Origin of the sequence: Curtobacterium guangdongense, from assembly GCF_049341845.1 — a bacterium.
Lineage (GTDB): Bacteria > Actinomycetota > Actinomycetes > Actinomycetales > Microbacteriaceae > Curtobacterium > Curtobacterium guangdongense.
Genome location: NZ_JBMPIT010000008.1, coordinates 145,221 through 171,006, shown reverse-complemented (window position 1 = coordinate 171,006; position 25,786 = coordinate 145,221). Strand labels below are relative to the sequence as shown.

Below are 25,786 nucleotides of genomic sequence, written 5' to 3'. Positions count from 1 at the left end.
ACGCTGTCCGATAGCCGATCGACTAACGAGACAGGAGAAAGTCCATTTGAACTGCACCTCGCATGCTCTGTCCGTATGAGTATCATGGCGACATGAGTAATGGAGAGATGCGAGAGCCGACACTGCTGGTGCTGACGGCACTGGCGGGGGGCCGGGCTCACGGGTACGCCCTGATCGCGGAAGCGGAGTCCATCTCGGACGGCCGGGTTCGGTTGAAGGTCGGCACCTTGTACGCGGTCCTCGACCGTCTTCTCGATCAGGGTTTGGTGCAAGAAGCAGGGGAGGAAGTCGTCGATGGTCGCCTTCGGAAGTACTTCGAGATGACGCCCGCGGGTGGAGATGCTCTCGAGAGCGAGGTGCGCCGACTCGAAGCGAACGCGAGCGCGGCGCGCCGGCGCCTGCAGGGCTTCCAGACCGGACACGTCACCGGTTCAGCATTCATCGCACGTGAGGGCATCGCATGACCAGCGCGAACCTGGAAGAGCAGTACCGGGCTGCGGTGCGCTGGTACCCGCCGAGGTGGCGACGCCGATTTGGTGAGGCGATGGTCGGGGTCCTCCTCGACGTCGCGGACAGTGAAGGCCGGACCGACCCGGCCACCGGCGAGCTCGCCGACCTTCGCGGACGAGGGCTGGCGGAGTGGATCAACGTCGTATGCCCGCAGGACGTGCGGGCGCTCGTGTCGTCCATCTCGGTCGGAGCCGCCGCCGCGTTCACGCTCACGTACTTCTTCTTCGTCTCATGGCCGCAAGGCTTCGATAGGGGCACGGTGCCTGACAACGTTCCACTGTTCGGGCCGTTCCTGAACGCCGCGCCACTGTTCATCGCGCCAGTACTGCTCATGTTCGTCGCGGCCGTCGCCGGATCGCGGGTACTTACCCATGCGATCGGGGTCGTGGCATTGCTCGGAGTGGCCAGCGCGTCCCTGCTCCGCTCGGCAACTGGGAACTGGAATGGACCTGGCTCGACCACCGTCGTGTTCGTTGCGCTGCTGGTCATCTTCGCCTCCATCGGCGATCCACGCCGCAGACTTCCGAGCTTCGCCGCGTTCGGCTTCGTCGGAATCGCGTCGGCGCTGTTCGGCTTCCTGCGACTCCCCACCGCGCGTCCGTGGGAGACGCAGTTCGTCGGAGACGCCGGCTGGTGGAGCATCGCGCTCGCTCCCTGGGTGCTGGCATCAGCTGGAGGAATCGTCCTCGTCAGCGTCCTCGTCCTCCTTGCTCAGCGGCGGACGGTCCTGGCTGCGGCGATCGCCGTTGCCTGGCTCCCGTGGGGGGCCGCGGCGACCGTGACACTGAAAGTGTTCGCCGGCGAGGAAGCGGACTCGGTCGTGATGGCGATCGGCTCAGTCGCACTCTGCCTCTTCGCGTTGCAGCAAGTGAGCACGAGAACGATCCGGCGAGGTACAGGGGACACGCCCACACGAGCTTGAAGCCACCGACCTCAGTGGACCGTCCGATGACCGATCGGCAATCGGGCGCCCCGTGGAGCTGCGCGAGCGTGTCAGACGAGAGCGCTGTCCGGTCTGACCTCGAACGCCTCGAACCGTCCATCGGCGAGGAGACTCGCGATCAGCTGGCGCGACCCGGCGACAATGGTCGAATCGGTGTCGATCTCGGTCGCGACGACCCACGTGTGGTCCCCTGGCCACAGCAGCTGCGGGGTGTGCCCGACCGTGCGGTAGGTCCCCACGCGGGTGTCCTCCATCCACGAGGGGTCCGCCAACGCGGGCAGGGTCACCCCCAGCAGGATGTAGTCGCGACCCGGTAGGTGGAGTCGTGGCCCGCCCAGGGCAGCGCGGAGAGCCTCTTGTTGCATCTGATGCTCCGCTGCCATGCGTGCCGCGTACTCACGGAGTTCCGCGCGCTCGGCGGCGTTCGGTGATCCGCCCTGCCACCCGACGGCCAACTTCGAGCTGCCGTTCAAGTCACCCCAGCCGTCCCAGATTGCGGCCACGGCGTCGAGCGGGGTCGTGGTCGCGGCCGTCAGGTGCTCCGTCAGCGCTGCGAGCTGCGTCGGGTTGAACCACCCTTCCTCGGGGGGCTCGACGCGCCACCCGTCATCGAAGACCAGCTCTGTCTCGTCGTCGCGTCCGCTCACCTCGCTCCACGCAACGTCGGGGTGCAAGTTACGTCCGACCCTCGCGGCAACATCGAACCACCGCCAAACGCTTGACTCGAGCACCAGGGGTTCACCGTGCTCGTCAGTGGCCGACGGGTCGTCACGGTACGCGTTGAGCGGGTGCAGCACGCGGGCGTATGCCTCGAACTCGGATCCGGCCGTTCCGCCGATGGTCCCGAAGGCTTGCATGCGCGGGATCAACCAAGCAGACCGAGCGAGGTCGGTGATCAGCTCCATCCCGCAGATCGTAGTGCGCTGGTTGCGGGCGATAGGTAGGCGATGTCGTGCGATGGAAGGACTGATGTGCTCGAGGCCCACCGCCCCGCTTTCCCATTTCGGTGGAGGATCGGCTACCGGACTGGACGTCAGTCCTTGACCTGGTACCGAACGGCGCCATCGGTGAACCGGTAGGGAATCGAGAAGCTCGAGCAGATCACGCCGTTCTCGTAGTCGTCCTTGACCGTGTTCATGAAGGCGTACGCCTCGTCGTCCGTGGCGAAGACGCCCAGGACCGTGTTGTCGGGTGACTCGTCGTGCTGGACGATCCATACCTCCCCGCCAGCGAAGGGCTCCGGGCGTCGGAAAAAGCGTGACCCAGGACTCCGTCTACTCACGAGGGAGAGTGTAGGAGGGCGCTGTCCTTGAGCCCATCGGCCATCGAACCGGCCCCAGCATCGTCCCGCGTCGTCCGATCACCGCCAGAGGCAGGCCCGCGACTCGGCTGAACTGAGGAGGTGATGAACAGAACTACCCAAGCCAACGCCTTCCGCGCCCTTCACTCCGATCCCGCTCAGCCGCTCGTCCTCCCCAACGTTTGGGACGTGGCAAGTGCCCGACTCGTGGAGCGCGCGGGCGCGGCAGCCATCGCTACCACCAGCGCGGGTGTCGCTTGGTCGCTCGGCCGCGCGGACGGGAATGCGCTGGGGCGCGAAGAGGCCGCTGCGGCACTCGCTCGGATCGCCGCCGCGGTGTCCCTGCCGGTCACCGCGGACGTCGAAACCGGATACGCCGATGACGCAAACGGCGTGGAGCGCACGGTCCACGCCGTGCTCGAAGCCGGTGCGGTCGGTATCAACATCGAGGACGGCGCCTTGCCGCCGGCCGATCTGGTGGACCGGATCGGCGCTGCCCGACGTGCAGCCGATCGTGCCGGGGTGCCGATGTTCATCAATGCTCGGACGGACGTGTACCTCGCTGGCCTGGTCGCTCCGGCTCAGCATCTCTCCGAGACCCTGCACCGGGCGAAGCGCTACCTCGAAGCAGGAGCAGATGGCATCTTCGTTCCCGGAGTCAGCGATGTCGACACGATCAAAGCCCTGGCGGAAGCAATCGACCATCCGCTCAACGTGATGGCCGGCCCTCGCTCCCCGAACACCGCGCAGCTCGCGAGCCTCGGGGTGGCACGGGTGAGCCTTGGCTCCGGTGTGGCTCAGGCTGCGTACGAGACCGCTCGACGGGCCGCTGCCGAGCTGCTGACCACCGGCACGCACGCATCCCTGGCCTCGTCCATGGACTACGGCGAGTTGAACTCGCTGTTCTGACGAAGGTCCTCTGGGGGCTTGTCTGCCAGCGCGGCTTTTCTCGGTGGGCCCTGCCGGGATCGAACCGACGACATCCACGGTGTAAACGTGGCGCTCTACCAGCTGAGCTAAAGGCCCTCGAGATCCATCGTAGCGGCCGCTCCGTCGGGAACAGCGCGCGATGCGTCGCATCGGTTGACCACCGCAGGCCGGCACCCGGGGCGAACCCGACAAACGGCTCCAGGCGGCGGTCGCCGGGCGCGCCCTGTGGCGGACTGGAGGCTCGGTGTCGGCTGGCACCGAGCCTCCAGTCCGCAGGATCCGCGGACCGAGCCGACGGGTCAGACCGACGCGGCGGTCGCGATCTGCGTATGGAGGTGGACCAGCGCGGGGTGCCGCGGGTCCGGGAACGCCTGTACGGCGAACGACTCGATCGCACCCGGTTCGAAGACGAGGCACTCGGTGGACCCGCCGAACTGGAAATACCCGAGCTCGTCGCCCTTGTCGACGTGACGACCGGGCTCGATGCCGTCGCCGATGACGCAGGAGGACACCTCGATCATCCCGACGGGGACGACCGCGACGTACCCGAGCGACGGGTTGTCGGCTTCGATGATGATGACGGCCCGCGCGGCGACGTGCGCGAGGTACCCCTGCGAGTCCTTCGGCTCGACGGCGTCCTCCCCCTCGGAGTCGGCCTCGGAGAAGTACGTGCCCGGCTGCACGAAGGCCCGCACGATGGTGCCGGCGACGGGGCTGTGCCAGCGGTGGTAGTTCGTGGCGCTGAGGAACGCCTGGTACACGGACCCGCCGACGAACCGGTCCACGGATTCGTCGTTCGCGAGGAGGTCCTCGAGCGAGTACGGCTGCTGCTTCACCCAGAACGCGTCACGACGCTGCACGTTCGTCGCGATGGCGTAGGGCGTGGACTCGCTCGAGCTCACCACGACGGTGTCGTCGTCGGGGGCCGCGACGGGGCGCTGGCCGTCCTTGAACCGGCGGATGAAGAAGTCGTTCCAGGACCTGAAGCCCCAGTGCTCGGCGTCGGGGTCGTGCTGGAACTGGTCCATGCCGACGACCTGCTGTGCCTTCTCCGACTTCCACCCGTCGGGTGCGTCCGTGATGACGGTGAGCGAGGCGGGGCTGTCGAGGTACTCGGCCCATGCGTCCAGGACGTCCTTGAGTGCGGCGTTGACCTTCGGGTCCCGGTAGACGGCGAACCCGGCCGGAGTGGCCATCGTCCAGTCGAGGATCGCGGCGAACGGGGTCGTGACCATGCCGCCGTCGCTGAACGCCGGAGCAGTCGTCATCACCTCGTTGACGAGCGAGAAGAACTCGTCGATGTCCTCGATGTGTCGCTTCTGGTACTGCTTGCCGTGCGGGACCTGCTCGATCATGCGGGTCAATCCCATCCGGATCACCGGGTCGGTGTCGAACAGGTGCCGGAACGCGGCGACGGCGGGGTGCAGCGGACGGTCGCGATGGGCCCGTGCACGTTCCCGGTGTCCTTCGATCCAGGCTTCGAGGTCGTCCTGGCCGGGCAACCACCCGCCCCGGCGTTTGTGGTCGGTCTCTGCGGGTGTCGTCATGTCCCGAACGCTAGCCACCGGGCCGGGGCGTACGACGAACGCCCCCGGCGAATCCTCACAGGGCGCACGCCTCGCGGGCGTCACCCGGCCGCCGGCGGGTCCTCCGGCATCGGGTGCTCCCCCTGCCAGATCGTGTCCACGGCACCGAACTCCCTCGGGTAGCACTGCGTGTCGAAGACCTCGCTCCCGGCGGAGGGCGTGGCGTAGAGGAACCAGGGACCGGTCCCCCGCCCCTCGCCGTTCCACAGGCCGTCCGCGTACCAGGAGAGCGCGTCGTCGCCCATGGGCTGCCCGGCCTGCGCCTGACACGCGAGCAGCCGGTTGAACGCCGTCCGGTACTCGTCCAGCGTGACGACGCCGTCGGCCGTCTCGGCTTCCTGCTGCGCGGACGGACGAGCGATCTGCGGCGACCTCGCCCACGAGACCCACACGCCGTACCGGTCGGCGTCGTCGGCGGAGACGGTCACCTCGGCGGCGCCGGACGCCGGTGCCGCGGCGAGCGCCCATCCGATCTGCTCGGACGTCGGGTCGTCGCGACGACCACACGTGGTGCCCTCGACCCGGTGCCCACCCACCTCGACGGTCGGGCTACTGCCGTCGAGGCATGCCCACGCCACGGCGACGCGGTCCGCGCCGGGTGGTCGGGAGGACAGGGTCAGCGCGGCGTCGCCGTGCGTGACGCGGAACGTCGGGGTGCCGAGGAGCCGGCCGTGGTTGACGTGCCCGACCATGTACCGCGTCGTGGCACCGAGCGAGGCCTGGACCGCGGTGTCCGGATCGCTGCCGGGGAGCGCCGCGGCGGTGAGCCCGCCGGTCAGTCCGCCGCCGACCAGGAACGCGACGACGACGGCTGCGACCGTGGTCCGGGTCGGTCGACGCCGACCGCGTACGTGGGCCGCGGGGGTGGATGCGACCTCGGCGACGAGCGCATCGCGCATCGCGGTCAGTCGTGGGGAGCGTTCGTCGTCCCGGAGGGAGCGTTCGTCGTCCCGTGGGGAGCGTTCGTCGTCCCGTGGGGAGCGTTCGTCGTTCACAGTGCGCCTCCGAGGGGTTCCGCTGTGGCTGTGTACTGCTGGTGGAGCCGGGCCTTCGCCCGGTGGAGTCGGGACTTGACGGTCCCGGCGGGGACGCCGAGTGCCGTCGCCGCCTCGCGTTCGCTGAGTCCCTCGAGGACGCAGAGTGTGAGGACACGCTGATCGGCGAGACCGAGTCCGCGGAGCGCGGCGACCGCGTCCCCGTCGGTGAACCGATCGGCGGGGTCTGGAGCGGGGTCGTCGACGGGGAACCGGCCGAGGAAGCTGCGGTGTCTGCGGGTCGAGCGGGTGAGGTTGTGCGCCGCGTTCGTCGTCGTCACGAGCAGCCAGGGCAGCAGCGAGTCGTCGACGAACCGGACGTGGTCACGTCGCCGCCAGGCTTCGAGGAAGGCGACGGCGACCACGTCGTCGGCATCGGCAGGGGTGGGGACGAGTCCGACCGCGTGTCGACGGAGCCGTGGAGCGTGCCGGTCGAACACCCGCCCGAACGCCTGACCGTCGCCCGCGGCGCTCAGAGCCCAGTCGGCGCGGTCCCCCGTGATCTGGTCCATGTCCTGTGGTGTCCGCAGCCCCGCGATCGGTTCCCTCGTCGGCGTGTCGCGGGCGCACAGCCGTGGTCGCGCACGATCAGGAGCCTAGGCCACCGGCTCCGGCGCCACCGGCCGACCGTCCGGGAGCGCGACGCCACCCGACGACCGGCCGGGGCACGTACGATCGCGGCATGACCGCCGTCCGGACCGGGTGCGACCTCGCCGCGGTCGACGACGTCCTCGCGGGGATCAGCGCACACGGCGAGCGGTACCTGACCCGGGTCTTCACGGTCCGGGAGCGCGCCGACGCCCGCGACGACCCGGAACGCCTCGCCGCGCGGTTCGCCGGCAAGGAGGCCGTGATCAAGCTCCTCCGCCCCACCGGCGGGCAGGCGGTCCCGCTGCACGACGTCGCGATCGTGCTCGACGACCACGGCGCCCCGGTCGTGGAGCTCACCGGCGCTGCCCTGGTGCTCGCCGAGGCGCAGGGGATCAGCGTCGTCGACGTGTCCCTCTCCCACGAACGAGGGCTCGCGCTCGCGACGGCGGTCGCGTTGGCAGACCGGTGAACGGGCCCATCGGCGGGGCAACCTGAACCCCTGTTCAGCCCCACGTTGGTCGTTGCGGTTTCGCGCATCCGGACGGCGGCTTTCCGGGGCATCCCCGTCCCTAGGGTTGCTCGCATGCAGCCGGACCAGAACACCCTCGCTGACACGACCGAACAGGCCGTCCGACGCGCACTCGCCGACCACGGGCGGCTCACCGTCGACGCGTGGGACGTGGCACCGATCGCGGATCTGTACCTGCTCGGGCTGACGTCCCACGCGACCGTCAACGTGATGCTCGCGATCGAGAACGAGCTCGACGCGGAGTTCCCGGACCACCTGCTCAACCGTGCGACGTTCTCCTCGGTCGAGTCGATGGTCGCGGCCGCATCGCAGGCGACGTCATGACCACCCTGCAGCCCCAGGCACCCACCACCCCGCAGACGACCGCGGACCGCTTCGCCGAACGAACCGCCGCCGTCGCAGCCGTCGCCGCGCAGTTCGCCGACGAGGTCGACCGCGATGCCCGGCCCCCGCGCGAGGCGATCGCCGCGATGCGCGAGTACGGCCTGCTCGCCGCGTCCGTCCCGATCGAGCTCGGTGGCGAAGGTGCCTCCGTGTCCGAACTGTCCGCGATCGCGACCGAGCTCGGCGGTGCGTGTGCGGCGACCGGCATGGTGTTCGCGATGCACCAGGGCCAGGTGATGGCGCTCTGGCGGCACGGCGGCGACGCTCCCGGCGTGCGCGCGATGATCGACCGGGTCCTGGACGGCGCGCTCGTCGCGTCGTCGACCACCGAGAAGGGCGTCGGCGGTGACGCCCGACGGTCCACCTGTGCGATCGAGGCGTCCACCGAGGTCCCCGGGCGCATCCGCCTGCGTAAGGACGCACCCGTCATCTCGTACGCCACGGAGTCCACCGCGGTGTTCGTCACCGCCCGCCGCCACACCGACGCACCGGCGTCCGACCAGCGCCTCGTGATCTGCGACACCGAACGCACCGTGCTCTCGCAGACCTCGACGTGGGACACGCTCGGTCTCAGGGGCACGTGCAGCAACGGGTGGATCCTCGACGCCGAGACCACCCTCGACCACGTGTTCCGCGACGACTACGCCACGATCTCCGCGCAGACGATCCTGCCCGTCTCACACGTCCTGTGGGCGTCGGTGTGGCTCGGCATCGCCGCCTCGGCAGCGGAACGCGCACGCTCCGCCGTCCGCAAGCAGGCACGAGCCAGCGTCGGGACGACACCACCGGGTGCGCTGCGCCTCGCGGAGCTCCTCGTCGACCTGCAGGGGCTCGCCGACGGCGTCCGGCACGCCGCCGAGCGGTTCGACGCCGTCGCCGACGACCCCGACACCCTCGAGTCGAGCGCCTCCGCCCTCGCCGCGAACGCCCTGAAGATCGGGGCCTCCCAGAAGGTGACGGACATCGTCACCGCAGCGCTCCGCATCGTCGGCATCGCCGGGTACGCCGCGTCGGGACCGATGAGCATCGCCCGACACCTCCGAGACGCACACGGTGCCGCCGTCATGGTGAGCAACGACCGTCTCCTCCAGAACGACGCCGGCCTGGCACTCATGAGCGGAGCGATCCTGTGACCATCACCCAAGCGAGCACGACGAGCACGACAACGCCGGTCGACCCCACGGCCCCGCTCACCGCCGCCCGCGCAGCGCTCCGCGCCCGACTGCTCACCGATCGCGTCCTCATCGACCTCGGCTCCCCCGGGCTCTACGGCCGCACCGGTGTCTTCGAGCGCGTGTACACCGCCGTCGACTCCGCGGCCGTCCGCTCGATGGCGGACCTCGACTCCGAGGTCCTCCGCTTCCCGCCCGTCGAGCCGCTCGCCGCGTTCGAGCGCACCGACTACATCGCCTCGTTCCCGGACCTCGCGGCGTCGATCTCCGGGTTCACCGGCGACGACCGCAAGCACCGCGAGCTCCTCGCGGCGCGGGAACGCGGCGAGCGCTGGGAGTCCTTCCTGGAGCCGGCGGACCTGATGCTCGCGCCAGCGGTCTGCCACCCGGTCTACGGCCTGGTCGGCGAGACGGTCCCGCAGGCCGGCCGGTCCTTCGACATCGTCGGCGACTCGTTCCGGCGTGAGCCCTCGCTCGACCCGATGCGCCTGCAGGCCTTCCACATGCACGAGTTCGTCCACATCGGCACCCCGGCCTCGGCGAAGGCGCACCGCGACGGGCGCGTGCCCGTGATGCGGTCGCTCCTCGAGGGCTTCGGGCTGGAGATCGACGTGGTCCCCGCGAACGACCCGTTCTTCGGCCGCGTGGGCACGATCCTCGCGCGCAACCAGGTCGAACAGGCGCTGAAGTACGAGTTCGTCACGCCGGTCTACGGTGACGCGGGCGAGCCGACCGCGATCAGTTCCGCCAACCTCCACGAGGACCACTTCGGCCTGTCCTTCGGGATCCGCACCGAGGACGGCGAGGTCGCCCAGAGTGCGTGCCTGGCCTTCGGCCTGGAGCGCATCACGATCGCCCTGTTCGCCGCGCACGGCACCGACCCCGACGCGTGGCCAGCGGCTGTCCGTCGCGCGCTGACGCTGTGACCACCACACACGGGTGGTCGGGTTCCCCGGCCTCCCGGGTCGCGGTGCAGACGCCGCCGTCGGTGCGCGCCGGGGTCGTCATCTGCGCACCGCTCGGGCAGGAGGGCGTGCTCGCGTACCGCACGTTCCGCCTGCTGGCGGACCGCCTGGAGGCTCGTGGCGTGGCCTCGGTGCGCTACGACCCGTCCGGCCGTGGCGACTCCCAAGAGGATGCCGACCCCGACGCGCCGGTCCGGTCCGCTCGGCACGCGGCGGCCGTGCTCCGCACGACCGGGATCGAGCGGATCGTCTACGTCGGACTCGCTTCAGGGGCACTCATCGCCTCCGCAGCTGCGACCGAGGAGGACGGCCTGGTGCTCTGGGACGCCCCCGAGTCCGGCCGCGCCTGGCTGCGTCGACAGCGTGCGCTCGCCACGTTGACGATCGAGGCCACCCGCGTCGTCGACGGCGTCGAGACCCTCGTCGGGATCGACCTGGACCCGGCGCAGGCCGCAGCCGTCGCGGCGCTCGTGCACGTCGAACGGGACCCTCGCTCCACCCTCGTGCTGGTGCGCCCCGGGGCACGAGCCCCCCGAGCGGTCGGTGCCCTTCCGGTCGTCGAAGTACCTGGCAGCGCGGAACTGCTCGACGAGATGAGCATCCACGCCCGCATGCCGGTCCAGGCCGTCGACACGGTGGTCGCATGGGTGGACGAGCACGTCCCCTCTGCAACGGTCGCGTCGAGACCGCCACGTGTCGACGCGGTCCTCGACCTCGACTCCGGGATCTCGGAGCACGTCGTGCACCTCGGACCGGAGTCGCTCTTCGCCGTGGAGACGGTTCCCGCCGGCGTGGCCGACGACGCTCCCGTCGTCGTCCTGCACACCGGCGGCGCCGAGCACCGCGTCGGCGGGAACGACTACCAGGTCGCGCTCGCCCGGGCACTCGCCGAGGACGGCGCCAGGGTCGTCCGGGTCGACCGCCGGGGCACCGGGGAGAGCACGGTGGTGGCTGCCGGTGAGCACAACCACCTGTTCGCGCAGACGTGGGTGGACGACCAGGACGCGATCGTGTCCGCGCTCGGGGTCCACGGCGACCGGCTCGCACTGGTCGGCATGTGCGCCGGTGCGTGGCTCGCCGGCCGCTCGGCGGCGCTGTCACCGCGGCTGGTCGTGGAGATCAGCCCGAACGACTTCCGCCGACGGCCCGCCGCACCGGGCGGCGACAGCGCTGCGGCCGCTGGGTCGCCGTCGCCCGCCCGGCTGGTGATCCGGTCCTGGTACGACCGTGTCGTGCCGCAGGTCGTCCGTGAGCACGTCGAGCGGAGCCGCACCGGGGGCGTCCTGCAGCACGTGCGACCGCTCGTCGCTGCCGGCACCGAGGTGGTGGTGATCGCGGCTCCCACCGACGTCGCGACGTTCGAGCGTCTCGGTGGCCGCGCAGCGCTCGAACGGTTCGCACCCGGGTCCCGACCCGGCTCGGTCAGCCTGGTGCCGGTGCCCGACGGGGACCACGCGCTGTTCTCCCAGGGGATGCGCCGGACGGTCGTGTCCGAGGTGCGAGCCCGGGTCGCGGATCTCGTGCCGGAGCGCGTCTGACCGAGTACACGTCTGACCGAGTAAGCACGGAACAGTGCGACGAGCAACTGCGACTGCGGCCATCACGGCAGCCACGCTCGTGGTGCTCCTCGCGGGGTGCTCGGCGCACGGCGGTCCGCCCTGGCCGCGTCCGACCGACCTCGCGGCACGGGCCGAGGCCGCCGGACTCCACGACGTGTGGGGACAGCGGTTGGCCGAGCACGTCCACACCCACGTGACGATCACCGACGGCGACGAACCGGTCGTGATCCCCGCGGACATCGGGCACTCGGACCGGGAGCGCTTCGCCACGGAGATCCACACACACGACACGTCCGGCATCGTGCACGTCGAGTCACCGGTGCGTCAGGACTTCACCCTCGGGCAGTTCTTCGACGAGTGGGACGTCCCGTTGAGCGCCTGGGGTGTCGGCGGCCTGCACGGGGACCTGACCGTGTGGGTCGACGGCCGCCGGTACCTGGGGAACCCGCGGTCGATCGAGCTGCGGAACCTCGGCGAGGTCGACCTCGTCGTCACGACCGTCGGCGAGGTCCCGCATCGTCCGCCCGCGTTCGACTGGCCGCCGCAGTACCACTGAGCGCGGCCACCACCGCAGCCGGGTGCTCGACGTGGGCGAAGTGCCCGCAGTCGTCCAAGAGAACGGTTCGTGTCTGCGGCACCACGCGAGTCAGGTCGTCGAGGTCGCGCACGCGGGCGAAGACGTCGTCGCGCCCGGACACCGCGGTCACGGGGCACCGGATCCCCCGCCAGCGGTCCGTGTCGTAGGCGGCGCCGGATCGTGCGGCGGCGAGGAAGCCCGCCGGCCGGAGCTCCTCGACGAAGGCGTCGAGCACGCTCCGGTCCAGGTGCCGCACGTGGGTGAAGACGGGTGCGGCGAGCAACCGCAGGAGCCCGATCCCGGCGAGCACCCGGAGCATCGGGACGGCCGCGCCGCGCGTGACGGCGAGCCCGGCCCGCAGCAGCGTGAACGCGGGGACGGTCAGCACGCCGCGGACGGGGTGCCGAGCGGCGTCGATCGCGGCGAACGTGGTGCCGGAGACGAGCGTCACGGAGCGTGTCCGTTCCGGGGCGGCAACCGCGAGGTGCATGCCGACGAAGGCGCCCATCGAGTGCCCGACGACGTCGACGACCCGGACCTCGAGCGCATCGAGCACGGCGGTCAGCACCGCGACGGCGTCGTCGACCGACAGCGGCGTCCGAGGCGCGGGCGACGACCCCCAGCCGGGCAGGTCGACGAGGACCAGCCCGCGGGTCGCGAAGCCGTCGGCGGCCTCGAGCAACGGGGTCCACGTGGTCCAGGAACCGGCGACCCCGTGCAGGAACAGCAGGGGCCGGACGCCGCTGCGGGCGTGCACCACGACGGGACCGTGCACGGTCGGGACGACCGTCCGGCGAAGCGACCACCTGGCGGCGTCAGCCGTCACCGGGAACGGCGCGTACGCGTCGGACGTGCCCGTCCGCGGTGCTGCCGCGGTGTCGATGGCGTGCACCGTGCCTCCAGTCCGGTGCCTGCGCACCCAGGAGGTGTTCGGAACCGGACCGGTCGACGGTTGGTGGGTCGGACCGCCGCTAGCCGACCGGGACGGGCGCCGTGCAGGCGGCCAGCCGGTCGAGCGCCGCGCGGTACTCGGTGACGTCGCGGGCGACGCCGGGCTCGGAGATGATCGACGCGCGGATCCGGCCCTGGACGTCGATGACGAAGGTGGCGCGGTTCGCGAAGCCCTTGTGCTCGAGGAAGACCCCGTACTCCTTGGAGACGGCGCCGTGCGGCCAGAAGTCGGCGAGGAGCTCGAAGTCGTAGCCGTTCAGGTCGGCGAACGAGCGGAGCGTCGCCTTCGAGTCGACCGAGATGCCGATGAGCTCGACGCGGTTGTCCTGGAACATCGCGATGTTGTCCCGGAGGGCGCAGAGCTCGCTCGTGCAGGTCGACGAGAACGCGAGCGGGAAGAAGACGAGTGCGACCGGGCGGGAACCGCGGAAGTCGCTGAGGCGGACGTGCTCTCCGAACTGGTTCGGGAGTTCGAAGTCCGGCGCGAGTGAGCCGATCTCCAGTGCCATCGTTGCGTGTACTTCTTCCTCGGGCTGCGGGTGTGCCCGTCGATCCATGCACGCGCAGGGTCGCACGGGCACGATCGGCAATCGTACGCCGACGACACGCGAATGCAAGCACCTGTTCACGAGCGTGCGGACACACGTCACCATCAGGCTGCTCGTCGGTGCTGGGGCCTAGAGTGGTCGAGGCTCCCACCGCTGGTCGTGACCCGACCGACCGGTGCGCCACCATGTCCACCACCACGAGAACGAACCGAGGTCAAGGGTGACGGTGAACGACCAGGACCCGTACAGCAACGGCAGCACGGACCAGGACCCGGAGGAGACCGCCGAATGGCGTGAGTCCCTCGACGGACTGGTCGCCGCGCACGGTCACGAGCGTGCGCGCGAGATCATGCTCAGCCTGCTCAAGCGGTCCAAGGAACTGCACCTCGGCGTGCCGATGGTCCCGACGACGGACTACGTCAACACGATCGCGCCGGAGAACGAGCCGGAGTTCCCCGGCGACGAAGAGCTCGAGCGCCGCTACCGCCGCTGGATCCGCTGGAACGCGGCCATCACGGTGCACCGCGCGCAACGCCCCGGGATCTCGGTCGGCGGCCACATCTCGACCTACGCGTCGAGCGCCGCCCTGTACGAGGTCGGCTACAACCACTTCTTCCGCGCACAGGACCACGCGTCCGGCGGCGACCAGGTCTTCTTCCAGGGCCACGCCTCCCCCGGCATGTACGCCCGCGCCTACATGGAGGGCCGCCTCGACGAGAACCAGCTCGACGGGTTCCGTCAGGAGAAGTCGCACGAGGGCGGCGGACTCTCGTCGTACCCGCACCCGCGCCTCATGCCGCACTTCTGGCAGTTCCCGACCGTGTCGATGGGCATCGGCCCGATCAACGCGATCTACCAGGCGCAGCAGGCGAAGTACCTGTCGAACCGCGGCATCAAGGACGCGTCCGACCAGCAGGTCTGGGCGTTCCTCGGCGACGGCGAGATGGACGAGGTCGAGTCCCGCGGGCAGCTGCAGGTCGCGGCGAACGACGGGCTCGACAACCTCAACTTCGTGATCAACTGCAACCTGCAGCGTCTCGACGGCCCGGTGCGTGGCAACGGCAAGATCATCCAGGAGCTCGAGAGCTACTTCCGCGGTGCCGGCTGGAACGTCATCAAGGTGATCTGGGGCCGCGAGTGGGACGACCTGCTCGCCCGCGACACCGACGGCGCGCTGCTCAACCTGATGAACGTCACCCCCGACGGGGACTACCAGACGTACAAGGCCGAGAACGGCGCGTACGTCCGCGAGAACTTCTTCGGGCGCGACCCCAAGGCGCTGCAGCTCATCGACGGGTACAGCGACGACCAGGTCTGGAACCTCAAGCGCGGTGGCCACGACTACCGCAAGGTCTACGCGGCGTTCAAGGCCGCGACCGAGCACAAGGGCCAGCCGACCGTCATCCTCGCGAAGACGGTCAAGGGCTACGGTCTCGGTCCGAGCTTCGAGGGCCGCAACGCGACCCACCAGATGAAGAAGCTCACGCTCGACAACCTCAAGCAGTTCCGCGACGAGATGCGCATCCCGATCTCCGACGCGCAGCTCGAGGAGAACCCCTACACGCCGCCGTACTACCACCCCGGGACCGACGACGAGGCGATCCAGTACATGCACGAGCGCCGTCGCGCACTCGGCGGGTACGTGCCGGAGCGTCGCACCAAGTACACGTCGATCACGCTGCCGGACGACTCGAAGTACCAGGTCGTCAAGAAGGGCTCCGGCAAGCAGGAGATCGCCACCACGATGGCGTTCGCCCGTCTGCTGAAGGACCTGCTGCGCTCCCCGGACTTCGGCGACCGCGTGGTCCCGATCATCCCGGACGAGGCACGCACGTTCGGCATGGACGCGTACTTCCCGACGGCGAAGATCTACAACCCGAACGGGCAGCACTACACGTCCGTCGACCGCGAACTCCTCCTGGCGTACAAGGAGAGCCCGCAGGGTCAGATCATCCACGTCGGCATCAACGAGGCCGGCGCCCTCGCGGCCTTCACCGCCGTCGGCACGTCGTACTCGACGCAGGGCGAGCCGCTCATCCCGGTCTACGTCTTCTACTCGATGTTCGGCTTCCAGCGCACCGGCGACGCCATCTGGGCCGCCGGCGACCAGATGACCCGCGGGTTCATGATCGGCGCGACCGCGGGCCGCACGACGCTCACGGGCGAGGGCCTGCAGCACGCCGACGGACACTCGCTGCTGCTCGCGGCGACGAACCCGGCCGTCGTGTCCTACGACCCCGCGTACGGCTACGAGATCGGGCACATCGTGCAGTCCGGCCTCGACCGCATGTACGGCACGAACGAGGACGGCTCGCCGAAGCACGCCGACCCGAACGTCATGTACTACCTGACGGTCTACAACGAGCCGATCGTGCAGCCCGTCGAGCCCGAGGGCGTCGACGTGGACGGGATCGTCAAGGGCATGTACCTGCTCAAGCCGAGCGAGCACGACGGCCCGAAGGCGCAGCTCCTGGCGTCGGGTGTCGCGGTGCCGTGGATCCTCGAGGCGCAGCAGCTCCTCGCCGAGGACTGGGGCGTCTCCGCGGACGTCTGGAGCGTCACGAGCTGGGGCGAGCTCTACCGCGACGGCCTCGACGCGGAGCAGCACGCGTTCCTCAACCCGAACGAGCAGCCGCGCACGCCGTACGTCACCGAGCGCCTGCTCGCGACCGAAGGGCCCGTCGTCGCCGTCAGCGACTTCATGCACCAGGTCCAGGAGCAGATCCGCCCGTTCGTGCCGACCGACTACGCCACGCTCGGCGCCGACGGCTTCGGCTTCTCGGACACACGTCCGGCCGCCCGCCGCTTCTTCCACATCGACGGCCCCTCGGTCGTCGTGCGGACGCTGCAGCAGCTCGCCCGCCAGGGCAAGGTCGACGCGGCGCTCGTCCAGCAGGCGATCGACAAGTACCGCCTGCACGACGTGACCGCCGGGACGACCGGTTCCGCCGGCGGCGAGAGCTGACACCGGCGGTGACGACACCCCGCACCGACCCCGCCGTGGGCCGGGAGAACGACCGCGAACGCGCGCTCTCCTGGCTCCGGCAGGTGTCGGGCGAACTCTCGACCGCCACGATCAAGCGGCTCGAGGACACGCTCCCCTGGTACAGCGAGATGCCCCCTGGTCGACGCTCGGCGGTCGGCATGGTGGCGCAGGCCGGCATCACGTCGTTCATCTCGTGGCTCGAGGGCAGCGCGTCGACGCCGTGGATCGCCGCTGCCGACGTCTTCGGCTCCGCGCCGCGGGAACTCCTCCGCTCGGTGAGTCTGCAGCAGACGCTGCAGCTCATCCGCGTCGTGGTGACCGTGGTCGAGGAGCGCGCCAAGGACGACGAGATGCTGCAGGAGGCGATCCTGAAGTACTCGCGGGACATCGCGTTCGCGGCCGCCGACGTCTACGCGCGTGCGGCGGAGGCCCGCGGGCTCTGGGACGCGCGGCTCGAGGCGCTCGTGGTCGACTCGATCCTGTCGGGCGAGTACGACGACGAACTGCCGTCACGGATCGCGGCGCTCGGATGGCACGGCCACGGCGAGGTCGCGGTGCTCGTCGGCACCGCGCCGAAGCAGCTCGAGGTGGACCAGGTCCGCCGTGCCGCACGCCACATGGACGCCGACGTGCTCATCGGCGTGCAGGGGTCGCGGCTCGTGGTCGTCATCGGTCGCTCGACCCCGCGAGACGACGTCCCCGAGGGCGAAGAGCCCGTCTCGTTCATGGCCATCGCGCAGGCGCTGGAGCCGATGTTCGGCGAAGGGCACCTGGTCCTCGGCAACGAGGTCCCCGGCGTGGTCGACGCGTCGACCTCGGCGAAGGCGGCCCTCGCCGGGTTCGCCGTCGCGCGTGCCTGGCGCGGCGCTCCCCGTCCAGCGCTGGCGGACGACCTGCTCCCCGAGCGCGCACTCGCCGGCGATCCCCTCGCCCGCTCCGCCCTCGTCCAGCGCATCTACGTCCCGCTGAAGGACCAGTCCACCGAACTGCTCCAGACGCTCTGGTGCTACCTCGACACCGGGCGCTCGCTCGAGGCCACTGCGCGCGAGCTCTTCGTGCACCCGAACACCGTCCGCTACCGCCTCCGTCGCGTCGCGGACATCATCGGGTGGGACGCCACCCACGCCCGTGACGCCCTCATCGTGCAGTCGGCGCTGATCCTCGGCGCGATGTCCGAGTCGGCCTCTGGTCGGCGTCGGATCGGACGCCGGTGACCGCCGACCGTAGGGGTCCCACAATGTCTCACCCGGATTCGTGTCGGGAGTCCACACGAGGCGCACGCGTCGCGGCAGACAGGATTGTCCGGTGATCGTCGTCGTCGCGCCCGGACAGGGCTCCCAGACTCCCGGCTTCCTCGCCCCGTGGCTCGAGGACGCCACCGTTCGTGAACGCGTCGGGCAGTGGTCCGAAGCGATCGGCGTGGACCTCGCCGTGCACGGCACCGAGTCCGACGCGGACACCATCAAGGACACCGCGCTAGCCCAGCCGCTCATCGTGGCCGCGGGCATCATCACCGCCGACGCGCTCCTCGCCGGCGGCCGTCGTGCCCTGGTCGGAGGGGTCGCCGGACACTCGGTCGGCGAGTTCACCGCCGCCGCCGTCGCCGGCATCCTGCAGCCGACCGACGCCGTCTCGCTGGTCGCCGCCCGCGGCCGGGCGATGGCCGACGCCGCCGCGCTCGAGCCGACCTCGATGGCAGCCGTCCTCGGTGGCGACGCCGATGAGGTCGCCCAGGCCCTCGAGGCGCACAGCCTCGTGCCCGCGAACCACAACGGTGGCGGGCAGACCGTCGTCGCCGGCGCCGCCGCAGCGATCGCGGCACTCGCCGAGAACCCACCGGCGAAGGCCCGCGTGATCCCCCTCGCCGTGGCCGGCGCGTTCCACACCCGGTACATGGCCCCCGCCGTCGAGCGCGTGGCCCCCGTCGCCGCCGGCACCGCCGCCGCGGACCCCACGCTTCCGATCTGGACGAACGCCGACGGTTCCCGAGTGGACGACGGCCGGCAGTTCGTCGACCTGATGGTCCAGCAGATCGCGAACCCCGTGCACTGGGACGCCGTGATGGAGTCCTTCCAGCAGGCCGGTGTCACCGGCATCATCGAGCTCGCACCGGCCGGTGCGCTCGTCGGACTCGCCAAGCGCGGCCTGCGCGGCACCCCGACGGTCGCGATCAAGTCCCCCGAGGACCTGCCGGCCGCGATCGAGCTCCTCAGCACCGCGGAGGTGTCCGCATGACCGACGTGTCAGCAGCAGTCGAGTCGACCGACCGTCCCGTCCTCGCGCAGCGCCGGGGCCACGAGTTCAGCCGCATCATGGCGTTCGGAGCCGCGCGCGGTGAGCTCACCGTCCCGAACGACGACCTCGTCGGACCGATCGACTCCTCCGACGAGTGGATCCGCCAGCGCACCGGGATCATCACCCGGATGCGTGCCGGTGAGGGTGTCGAGGCGGTCGACCTGGCCGAGACCGCTGCGCGCGAGGCGATCGCGAAGGCCGGGCTCACCCCCGACCAGATCGGCGTCGTCCTGGTCAGCACCGTGACGCACACGGTCGCGACGCCGTCGATGGCGTCGCTCCTCGCCGAGCGCATCGGTGCCACCCCGGCTGCGGCCTACGACATCAGCGCAGCGTGCGCCGGGTACGCCTACGGCATCGCCCAGGCCGACTCGTTCGTGAAGTCCGGCATCGCCGACCACGTGCTGGTCATCGGCGCCGAGAAGCTCAGCGACATCGTCGACCCGACCGATCGATCGATCTCGTTCCTGCTCGGTGACGGCGCCGGCGCGGCGGTCGTCGGCCCGAGCGACTTCCCCGGCATCGCCCCGACCATCTGGGGATCCGACGGGTCCAAGTGGGACGCGATCGGCATGACCGCGACCTTCAACGAGTGGGAAGCGGGGGCCGCGCGGCCGACGATACGGCAGGCCGGTCAGACCGTGTTCCGCTGGGCCGTCTGGGAGATGGTCAAGGTCGCCCGCGAGGCGCTCGAGACCGCAGGGGTCCGCCCCGACCAGCTCGCCGCGTTCGTCCCGCACCAGGCGAACATCCGCATCATCGACGAGTTCGCCAAGCAGCTCGGCCTCCCCGAGTCCGTCGTGATCGCCCGCGACATCACGACCACCGGCAACACCTCGGCCGCGAGCATCCCGCTCGCCACCCACCGCCTGCTCGAGGAGCACCCGGAGCTGTCGGGCGGACTCGCCCTGCAGATCGGGTTCGGCGCCGGACTCGTGTTCGGCGCGCAGGTGGTCGTGCTCCCCTAGTCCACCGACTCAACCACAGGCCCGCCCGGCTGCGGGCACGGAACCACCCCGTGCCCTAGGCTGGTCCACGGTCAAACGACACCCCCCCTCAAGGAGACACCATCATGGCCCTGTCCAACGAAGACGTCCTCGCCGGCCTGGCCGAGCTGATCAACGACGAGACCGGCATCGCAACCGACACCGTCCAGGCGGACAAGTCGTTCACGGACGACCTCGACATCGACTCGATCTCGATGATGACCATCGTCGTGAACGCCGAAGAGAAGTTCGACGTCAAGATCCCCGACGAAGAGGTCAAGAACCTCAAGACCGTCGGTGACGCCGTCGACTTCATCGTCAAGGCCCAGGCCTGACGCGAACTTCCTGAGCGCCGTGGTCCGGCTCGACCCTTCCGGTCACGGGCCGCGGCGCTCTTCATGTCCACCTCAGAAGAAACAAGTCGTTCCATGACCAACAAGACCGTCGTCGTCACCGGGATCGGTGCGATCACCCCTCTCGCCGCGACTGCCTCGGAGACCTGGGACGCCCTGCTCGAGGGCAAGTCCGGCATCACCAGGCTCGAAGACCCGCGCTACGCCGAGCTCGACATCCCCGTCGGGTTCGCGGGCCAGGCCCGGAGCTTCATCACCGACCAGCTCACCCGCCCCGAGACGAAGCGGTTCGACCCGTCGTCGCAGCTCTCGCTCATCGCCGCGCGCGAAGCCTGGGCCGATGCCGGCATCGACAACGAGACCGTCGTCCCCGAACGCCTCATCGTGGACTGGGCGACCGGCATCGGCGGCGTGAACACGCTGCTCGACGCCTGGGACACCCTGCGCGAGAAGGGCCCGCGCCGCGTCCTGCCGATGACCGTGCCGATGCTCATGGCGAACGGTCCGGCAGCGGCCATCGAGATGGAGTTCGGCGCCCGTGGCGGTGCCCGGACGTACCTCTCCGCATGCGCCTCGTCCACCGAGTCCCTCGCCGAGGCGTACCGGCACGTGGCCACGGGTGAAGCCGACATCGTCATCGCCGGTGGCGCCGAAGCAGCGCTCCACCCGATGCCGCTCGCGTCCTTCGCCGCGATGCAGGCACTCTCGCGTCGGAACGACTCCCCCGAGACCGCATCGCGTCCGTACGACGTCACGCGCGACGGGTTCGTGCTCGCGGACGGCGCGGCTGCGCTGATCCTCGAGACGAAGGAGCACGCCGAGGCCCGCGGCGCGAAGATCTACGCCGAGGTCGCCGGTGCCGGTATCACGTCCGACGCCTTCCACATCACCGCTCCGGACCCCGAGGGCAGCGCGGCCGCCCGTGCGGTCCTCACGGCGCTCGAGCACGCCGGTGCCTCGCGCGACGACGTCGCACACGTCAACGCGCACGCCACGTCGACCCCGGTCGGCGACATCGCCGAGTACCACGCCATGCGTCGCGTGTTCGGTGACCACCTCGACTCCGTCGTCGTCTCGGCGACCAAGGCATCCACCGGGCACCTGCTCGGTGGCGCCGGTGCGATCGAGGCGATGTTCACCGTCCTCGCGCTGCACAACCGGGTCGCGCCGCCGACGATCAACCTCACCGAGCAGGACCCGGAGATCGTGATGGACGTCGCGACCGCTCCGCGCGAGCTGCCGGCTGGCGACCTGCTCGCGGTCAGCAACTCGTTCGGCTTCGGCGGCCACAACGCCGTCGTCGCGTTCCGCACGGCCTGACCGGGGTTTCGGCCCGCTCACCCGGCCCGTCATCTCCGCAAAAGCGACAGTTCCCCGCCGATGATCGGCGGGGAACTGTCGCTTTGGTGAAGGAGGAGCCGGAAGACGAGGGCGGAACCGGGAGCGACGCCGGGCGGGCGCCTCAGCCCACGCGGTGGAGCCAGACGACCGGGTTACCCTCGGCAGCGTGGCGGAACGGCTCGAGTTCGTCGTCCCAGGCCTGACCGAGCGCCAGTCGGAGTTCACGGTGCAGCTCGAGGGCGTTGCTGCCGGCGACCTCCATCGCGTAGCGCACCCGGTCCTCGGGGATCACCATGTTGCCCGTGATGTCGGTCTGCGCGTAGAAGACGCCGAGGTCGGGCGTGTGCATCCACCGGCCACCGTCGGACGCCTCGGTGGGCTCTTCGGTGACCTCGTAGCGGAGGTGCTCCCAGCCACGCAGCGCAGAGGCGATCGCGGCGCCGGTGCCGACCTGCCCGGTCCAGGTGTACTCGGTACGCCGCGAGCCGTCCTGCGCAGGCTGGTCCAGCCACGAGAAGTTCACGGCACGACTCATGGCGCGACCTGCTGCCCATTCGACATGGGGGCAGAGCGCGCGCGGGGAGGAGTGCACGTAGAGCACTCCTGACGCAGTCCCGGTCATGATTCCTCCGATCATCAGGTGCGACTTCCCCATCGACCTGCGGAGGATCCGGTGACCAGAGCCATCGATATCCGATTGTGATGTCCTCGCGGACACGCCCATTATGCAGCGTCTCCGCTGGGAACGGCAAGGACGCGCGCCGGATCAGCCCGTGTCCGAGCGCGGATCAGTGGAAGACGGCGCCGTCCCGATCGACCGGGTGCCGCTCCCCCGCCGTCACCGGGACCGACAGGCGGTTCTCCGGCGGCGGGATCGGGCAGGCGTACTGGTACGAGAACGCGCACGGTGGCAGCACCAGTTCGTTCCAGTCGAGCTCGACGTCCGCGGCGGTACCCGGATCGGACAGGAACAGGAACCGCCCCATCGAGTAGCTGCTGTGGACGTCGTCCTCGGGGAGCGCGCTCGTGCCGTCCTGGACAATCAGCTGCAGCCGTGCCGCTCCCCCGAACGGTGCCGACCGGACCGCGACGAGCGTGACGGCCACCCCGCCGACGGTCGTCGACACGGTGCCGGCGACCACCAACGGATCGCCTGCGGCGTCGAGGACGTCACCACGAGCCTCCAGGCCGGCGACGTCCCGTGCCGGCGTGAACCTGCCGGAACCGACCCACTCGTCGGAGCGTGGGAACTGGTCGATCCTCGCGAAGCGGGCGATCGCCTCCGACGACGGGTCCCAGACGCGGAGGGTGCGTCCGGCGACCGTGCCGGCGAACCCGTCCGGGAAGGCGACCGTCGACGGGACGACCGCCTCGTCACCGGCGACGAGGACCGTTCCGTCGACGGGGACGCCGTCGACGACCACGCCGTCGTCCGCGGCAGCGGTCACGGTGAGTCCGCCGGCCGACGGCGCCCAGGTGCCGGGCACGGGCCAGACGGCCTGCGGGTGGTCGACCCGCTGCGCGTTCACCAGGGCCAGCGGGCCACGCGGACCGACCGCCCACCGCTCACGCGCGGAGGCGGTCATGCCTGCTCCTGCCTCGGGTAGATGACCTTCTGCACGATGATGATCACCGACGCGGCGATCGGCACGGCGACGAGCGCGCCGAGCACCCCGCCGATCGTGGCCCCGGCGACCGCGGCGATGACGACGAGGGCGCCGGGGACCTGCACGGCACGGGACATGATGCGCGGGGAGATGACGTACGACTCCACCTGCATGTACACGAGGTAGTAGATCGCCGCAGCCAGTGCGGTCGCCGGCGAGGCGAAGAGGCAGAGCAGCGAGATCACGATCGCGGCACCGAGAGTCCCGACGAGCGGGATCAGGGAGCCCATGAACGCGAACGTGGCCAGCAGGACCGGCAGCGGCGCGCCGATGATGAGCAGGAACACCAGGCTGAGGATCCCGTTGATCGCTGCCTGCGAGATCTGGCCGACGACGTAGCGACCCACCGAGGACGTCACCTCTTCGCTGACGTCGACGAAGTTCTGGCGACGAGACGCAGGCACGAAGCGGTACAGCATGCTCTTCATGCTCCGCATCGACGCCAGGAAGTAGAGCATCAGGATGAGGACGATGAGCACGCCTGTCAGCCCGGACAGGATGCCGCTGCCGACCGCGAGGATCCCGCCTCCGAGGCTCAGGAGGTTGCCCGGGTCCTCGGCGAACGACTGGACCGACTGCAGCGCGTGGGTCAGGTCGAACGAGCCGGCGAGCTGCTTCGACAGGTTCTGCACCCAGTCCTGCTTGGAGATGTCCTCGACGATCTCCGGGAAGTTGTGCACCAGGTTCGTCGCCTGGTTGACGATGATCGGCACGACGGCGAACACGATGCCCACGAACGCTCCGAGCACCACGACGACGACCGCCAGGATCGCGGCCCACCGTGGGATGTAGCGCTCGAGGAACGTGACGAGCGGGTCGAGGCCGAGGGCGATGAACAGCGCGACGCCGATGTAGACGAGGACGGTCGACAGCTGGCCGATGAGGGCACCGGCGAGCAGCGCGACGAGGACGCCGATGCCGCCCATGAACCCGATGCGGAAGGCGTTGACGCGCACGCCGGTGCCTGACCGGGACGCCTCGAACGTCACGTTCGGGGTCGGGCCCGGCGTCGGCTCGTCGTCGTGGTTGTTCCGCTTGCGTGTGGGGAGGTGCACGTGGGGCGGGCCCGCCTTTCGAATCGTCTCGAACCCGCGGTGGGTTGCGACTACGTGGGGCGGGCCGGTGTCTCGGAGCTTCTCGAACCCGCTTTTCGTAGCGACTACGGAGGCGGGCCGGTGTCTCGGAGCTTGTTGAACCCGCGCTTCGTTGCGACTACGTGGGGCGGGCGGGACTCGAACCCGCGATCGTTCCGTTATGAGCAGACTGCCTTGACCAGCTTGGCTACCGCCCCTCGTCGGGAGCCTAGGCCACCGGCTCCCCACGATACAGCGACTCGAACGTCGCGAGCGTGCGGTTGATGTCGTGCGCCTCGATCATGGCCAGGCTGCGCTCTCGGAGACCGACGTAATCCTCGTCCGAGGCCGTCAGCACCTTCGCGAGCTTGTCGGCGAGGTCGCGCTCGTCACCGGGCTCGAACAGGTACCCGTTGCCGTCGACCAGGTGCGGCAACGCCATCGAGTTCGCGACGACGACGGGCAGGCCGGACGCCATCGCCTCGAGCGAGGAGATGCTCTGCAGCTCAGCCGTGGACGGCATCGCGAACACCGTGGCGTTCGTCAGGGTGCGGAACTTCACCTCGTCGGAGACGAACCCGAGGAACGTCACCCGGTCCTCGATGCCGAGCTCCTTCGACAGCGCGGTCAGCTTCGGGATCATCTCGCCGTCACCGACGATCGTGATGCGCGCGCCGAGCTCGGCGGGGAGCAGCGGCAGTGCCCGGAACAGGACGTCGAGGTTCTTCTCCGGAGCGACGCGGCCGACGAAGACGATCTCGTTGTTCGCCGGACGCCCCTCTCGCGCGACGTAGCGGGAAGCGTCGATGCCGCAGGAGATCGCGAGCACGCGCTGTCCGGCGATGGCTTCGCGGAGGTAGTCGGCGGCCAGGTTCGTCGGCGTCGTGATGGCATCGGCGAGCCGGTAGGTGCGGGCAGCGTCGTTCCACGCGATCTTCAGCGCGATCGGCAGCGTGAAGCGACCGAACGGGGTGTACTCGAGGAGGTTCTCGGGCATGAAGTGGTTCGTCGCGATGATCCGGATGCCCCGGTCGTGTGCTTCCCGGGCGACGCCGCGGCCGACGATGATGTGCGACTGGATGTGCAGCACGTCGGGCTTGATCGCGTCGATGATGGGCGCGGTGTGCTTCCGGACGCTCCACGGCCACGCGAAGCGCAGCCAGGCGTGCAGCGGCCACTTGTACGACTTGAGCCGGTGCACGACGAGGGTGACCCCGCGGTGCTCCTCGTCGAAGGTGCCGTGGTGCCGGTTGGCGGCCGGGGCGATGATGTGGACCTCGTGGCCGCGCTCGGCGAGGCCGACGGCGAGCTGCTCCGTGAAGGTGGCAGCGCCGTTGACGTCCGGTGAGAAGGTGTCTGCGGCGATGAGGATGCGCAGCGGGCGTCCGGTGGGGGTGGCGTCTCCTGACACGGCGGGCGTCGTCCTCTCCTGGGCCTGCATCCGGCGGGTCGCTGGTCCGACGCGCCGGGGTTGGTCTGGGTCTGAAACGCTACCGTACGCCGATG

Annotated in this window: 26 protein-coding genes and 2 tRNA genes; 15 read left to right on the top strand and 13 right to left on the bottom strand. The window is 70.1% G+C overall.

All coding sequences use genetic code 11. The features are described from left to right. Positions 1-92: 92 nt before the first annotated feature. Positions 93-464, top strand: coding sequence for a PadR family transcriptional regulator (locus tag ACO0E1_RS14530; protein ID WP_422874843.1), 372 nt, complete (start codon positions 93-95; stop codon positions 462-464). Continuing rightward, the gene (locus tag ACO0E1_RS14525; protein ID WP_422874842.1) at positions 461-1,432 is read left to right on the top strand and encodes a hypothetical protein; all 972 of its coding nucleotides are present in this window, start codon (positions 461-463) and stop codon (positions 1,430-1,432) included. Before ACO0E1_RS14530 ends, ACO0E1_RS14525 begins: the two co-directional genes overlap by 4 nt. Before the next feature lie 71 nt (positions 1,433-1,503). Here the strand turns inward: ACO0E1_RS14525 and ACO0E1_RS14520 are convergent, their stop codons facing one another. Then, a complete protein-coding gene (locus tag ACO0E1_RS14520; RefSeq protein ID WP_422874841.1) occupies positions 1,504-2,100 on the bottom strand; it encodes a hypothetical protein in 597 nt (198 codons plus the stop codon). A gap of 386 nt (positions 2,101-2,486) precedes the next feature. Next, a complete protein-coding gene (locus tag ACO0E1_RS14515) occupies positions 2,487-2,735 on the bottom strand; it encodes a hypothetical protein (RefSeq protein ID WP_422874840.1) in 249 nt (82 codons plus the stop codon). Between the two features lie 123 nt (positions 2,736-2,858). Between ACO0E1_RS14515 and ACO0E1_RS14510 the strand changes: the two genes are divergently transcribed. Next, complete coding sequence (locus tag ACO0E1_RS14510) at positions 2,859-3,662, top strand: isocitrate lyase/PEP mutase family protein (protein WP_422874839.1); 804 nt, start codon at positions 2,859-2,861, stop codon at positions 3,660-3,662. A 44-nt stretch (positions 3,663-3,706) separates the two neighbouring features. Here the strand turns inward: ACO0E1_RS14510 and ACO0E1_RS14505 are convergent. The 4 genes from ACO0E1_RS14505 to ACO0E1_RS14490 form a co-directional block, all read right to left on the bottom strand. Beyond that, positions 3,707-3,779: transfer RNA gene (locus tag ACO0E1_RS14505), tRNA-Val, on the bottom strand. A 203-nt stretch (positions 3,780-3,982) separates the two neighbouring features. Then, entirely contained in the window at positions 3,983-5,230 is a 1,248-nt protein-coding gene (locus tag ACO0E1_RS14500) for a phosphatidylserine decarboxylase family protein (RefSeq protein ID WP_422874838.1), read from the bottom strand. Between the two features lie 80 nt (positions 5,231-5,310). Then, positions 5,311-6,264: a hypothetical protein gene (locus tag ACO0E1_RS14495; RefSeq protein ID WP_422874837.1), complete on the bottom strand. Its 954-nt coding sequence runs from the start codon at positions 6,262-6,264 to the stop codon at positions 5,311-5,313. Beyond that, on the bottom strand, positions 6,261-6,815 hold the full coding sequence (locus tag ACO0E1_RS14490) for an RNA polymerase sigma factor (RefSeq protein WP_422874836.1): 555 nt from the start codon (positions 6,813-6,815) through the stop codon (positions 6,261-6,263). Before ACO0E1_RS14490 ends, ACO0E1_RS14495 begins: the two co-directional genes overlap by 4 nt. Before the next feature lie 170 nt (positions 6,816-6,985). Between ACO0E1_RS14490 and ACO0E1_RS14485 the strand changes: the two genes are divergently transcribed. The 6 genes from ACO0E1_RS14485 (at position 6,986) to ACO0E1_RS14460 (ending at position 12,059) form a co-directional block, all read left to right on the top strand. Beyond that, entirely contained in the window at positions 6,986-7,363 is a 378-nt protein-coding gene (locus tag ACO0E1_RS14485) for a holo-ACP synthase (protein ID WP_422874835.1), read from the top strand. A gap of 114 nt (positions 7,364-7,477) precedes the next feature. Continuing rightward, positions 7,478-7,747, top strand: coding sequence for an acyl carrier protein (locus ACO0E1_RS14480; RefSeq protein WP_422874834.1), 270 nt, complete (start codon positions 7,478-7,480; stop codon positions 7,745-7,747). After that, a complete protein-coding gene (locus ACO0E1_RS14475) occupies positions 7,744-8,940 on the top strand; it encodes an acyl-CoA dehydrogenase family protein (protein WP_422874833.1) in 1,197 nt (398 codons plus the stop codon). The genes ACO0E1_RS14480 and ACO0E1_RS14475 overlap by 4 nt, the downstream gene beginning before the upstream one ends. Continuing rightward, positions 8,937-9,905: an amino acid--[acyl-carrier-protein] ligase gene (locus ACO0E1_RS14470; RefSeq protein WP_422874832.1), complete on the top strand. Its 969-nt coding sequence runs from the start codon at positions 8,937-8,939 to the stop codon at positions 9,903-9,905. The genes ACO0E1_RS14475 and ACO0E1_RS14470 overlap by 4 nt, the downstream gene beginning before the upstream one ends. After that, positions 9,902-11,482, top strand: a complete 1,581-nt coding sequence (locus ACO0E1_RS14465) for an alpha/beta fold hydrolase (RefSeq protein WP_422874831.1) — start codon at positions 9,902-9,904, stop codon at positions 11,480-11,482. The genes ACO0E1_RS14470 and ACO0E1_RS14465 overlap by 4 nt, the downstream gene beginning before the upstream one ends. A 34-nt stretch (positions 11,483-11,516) precedes the next feature. Beyond that, entirely contained in the window at positions 11,517-12,059 is a 543-nt protein-coding gene (locus ACO0E1_RS14460; protein ID WP_422874830.1) for a hypothetical protein, read from the top strand. Here the strand turns inward: ACO0E1_RS14460 and ACO0E1_RS14455 are convergent. Both ACO0E1_RS14455 and ACO0E1_RS14450 read right to left on the bottom strand, forming a co-directional pair. Next, the gene (locus ACO0E1_RS14455) at positions 11,995-12,972 is read right to left on the bottom strand and encodes an alpha/beta fold hydrolase (protein WP_422874829.1); all 978 of its coding nucleotides are present in this window, start codon (positions 12,970-12,972) and stop codon (positions 11,995-11,997) included. The genes ACO0E1_RS14460 and ACO0E1_RS14455 overlap by 65 nt on opposite strands. A 79-nt stretch (positions 12,973-13,051) precedes the next feature. Next, entirely contained in the window at positions 13,052-13,540 is a 489-nt protein-coding gene (locus tag ACO0E1_RS14450; protein ID WP_422874828.1) for a peroxiredoxin, read from the bottom strand. 259 nt (positions 13,541-13,799) lie between these two features. On the opposite strand from ACO0E1_RS14450, the gene aceE reads away from it, so the two are divergent. The 6 genes from aceE (at position 13,800) to ACO0E1_RS14420 (ending at position 21,519) form a co-directional block, all read left to right on the top strand. Further along, the gene (gene aceE, locus ACO0E1_RS14445) at positions 13,800-16,544 is read left to right on the top strand and encodes a pyruvate dehydrogenase (acetyl-transferring), homodimeric type (protein ID WP_422874827.1); all 2,745 of its coding nucleotides are present in this window, start codon (positions 13,800-13,802) and stop codon (positions 16,542-16,544) included. Between the two features lie 8 nt (positions 16,545-16,552). Then, positions 16,553-17,779, top strand: coding sequence for a PucR family transcriptional regulator (locus ACO0E1_RS14440; RefSeq protein WP_281264271.1), 1,227 nt, complete (start codon positions 16,553-16,555; stop codon positions 17,777-17,779). 91 nt (positions 17,780-17,870) lie between these two features. Further along, positions 17,871-18,800: an ACP S-malonyltransferase gene (locus ACO0E1_RS14435; RefSeq protein ID WP_422874826.1), complete on the top strand. Its 930-nt coding sequence runs from the start codon at positions 17,871-17,873 to the stop codon at positions 18,798-18,800. Positions 18,801-18,877: 77 nt separating this feature from the next. Beyond that, positions 18,878-19,828 carry a beta-ketoacyl-ACP synthase III gene (locus tag ACO0E1_RS14430; protein ID WP_422874877.1) on the top strand — a complete coding sequence of 317 codons (951 nt, stop codon included), beginning with the start codon at positions 18,878-18,880 and terminating at the stop codon, positions 19,826-19,828. A gap of 104 nt (positions 19,829-19,932) precedes the next feature. Further along, positions 19,933-20,181, top strand: coding sequence for an acyl carrier protein (locus ACO0E1_RS14425; RefSeq protein ID WP_281264269.1), 249 nt, complete (start codon positions 19,933-19,935; stop codon positions 20,179-20,181). Positions 20,182-20,274: 93 nt separating this feature from the next. Beyond that, on the top strand, positions 20,275-21,519 hold the full coding sequence (locus tag ACO0E1_RS14420; protein WP_422874825.1) for a beta-ketoacyl-[acyl-carrier-protein] synthase family protein: 1,245 nt from the start codon (positions 20,275-20,277) through the stop codon (positions 21,517-21,519). 142 nt (positions 21,520-21,661) lie between these two features. Here ACO0E1_RS14420 and ACO0E1_RS14415 read toward each other — a convergent pair whose 3' ends face one another. From ACO0E1_RS14415 to ACO0E1_RS14395, 5 genes are all read right to left on the bottom strand, one after another. After that, positions 21,662-22,162, bottom strand: coding sequence for a DUF3145 domain-containing protein (locus tag ACO0E1_RS14415; RefSeq protein WP_422874824.1), 501 nt, complete (start codon positions 22,160-22,162; stop codon positions 21,662-21,664). A 166-nt stretch (positions 22,163-22,328) separates the two neighbouring features. Continuing rightward, entirely contained in the window at positions 22,329-23,126 is a 798-nt protein-coding gene (locus ACO0E1_RS14410) for a DUF1684 domain-containing protein (protein ID WP_422874823.1), read from the bottom strand. Beyond that, positions 23,123-24,262, bottom strand: a complete 1,140-nt coding sequence (locus ACO0E1_RS14405) for an AI-2E family transporter (protein ID WP_422874822.1) — start codon at positions 24,260-24,262, stop codon at positions 23,123-23,125. Before ACO0E1_RS14405 ends, ACO0E1_RS14410 begins: the two co-directional genes overlap by 4 nt. Before the next feature lie 162 nt (positions 24,263-24,424). Then, positions 24,425-24,498: transfer RNA gene (locus ACO0E1_RS14400), tRNA-Ile, on the bottom strand. Between the two features lie 11 nt (positions 24,499-24,509). Then, on the bottom strand, positions 24,510-25,721 hold the full coding sequence (locus ACO0E1_RS14395; protein WP_422874821.1) for a glycosyltransferase: 1,212 nt from the start codon (positions 25,719-25,721) through the stop codon (positions 24,510-24,512). Positions 25,722-25,786 lie beyond the last annotated feature (65 nt).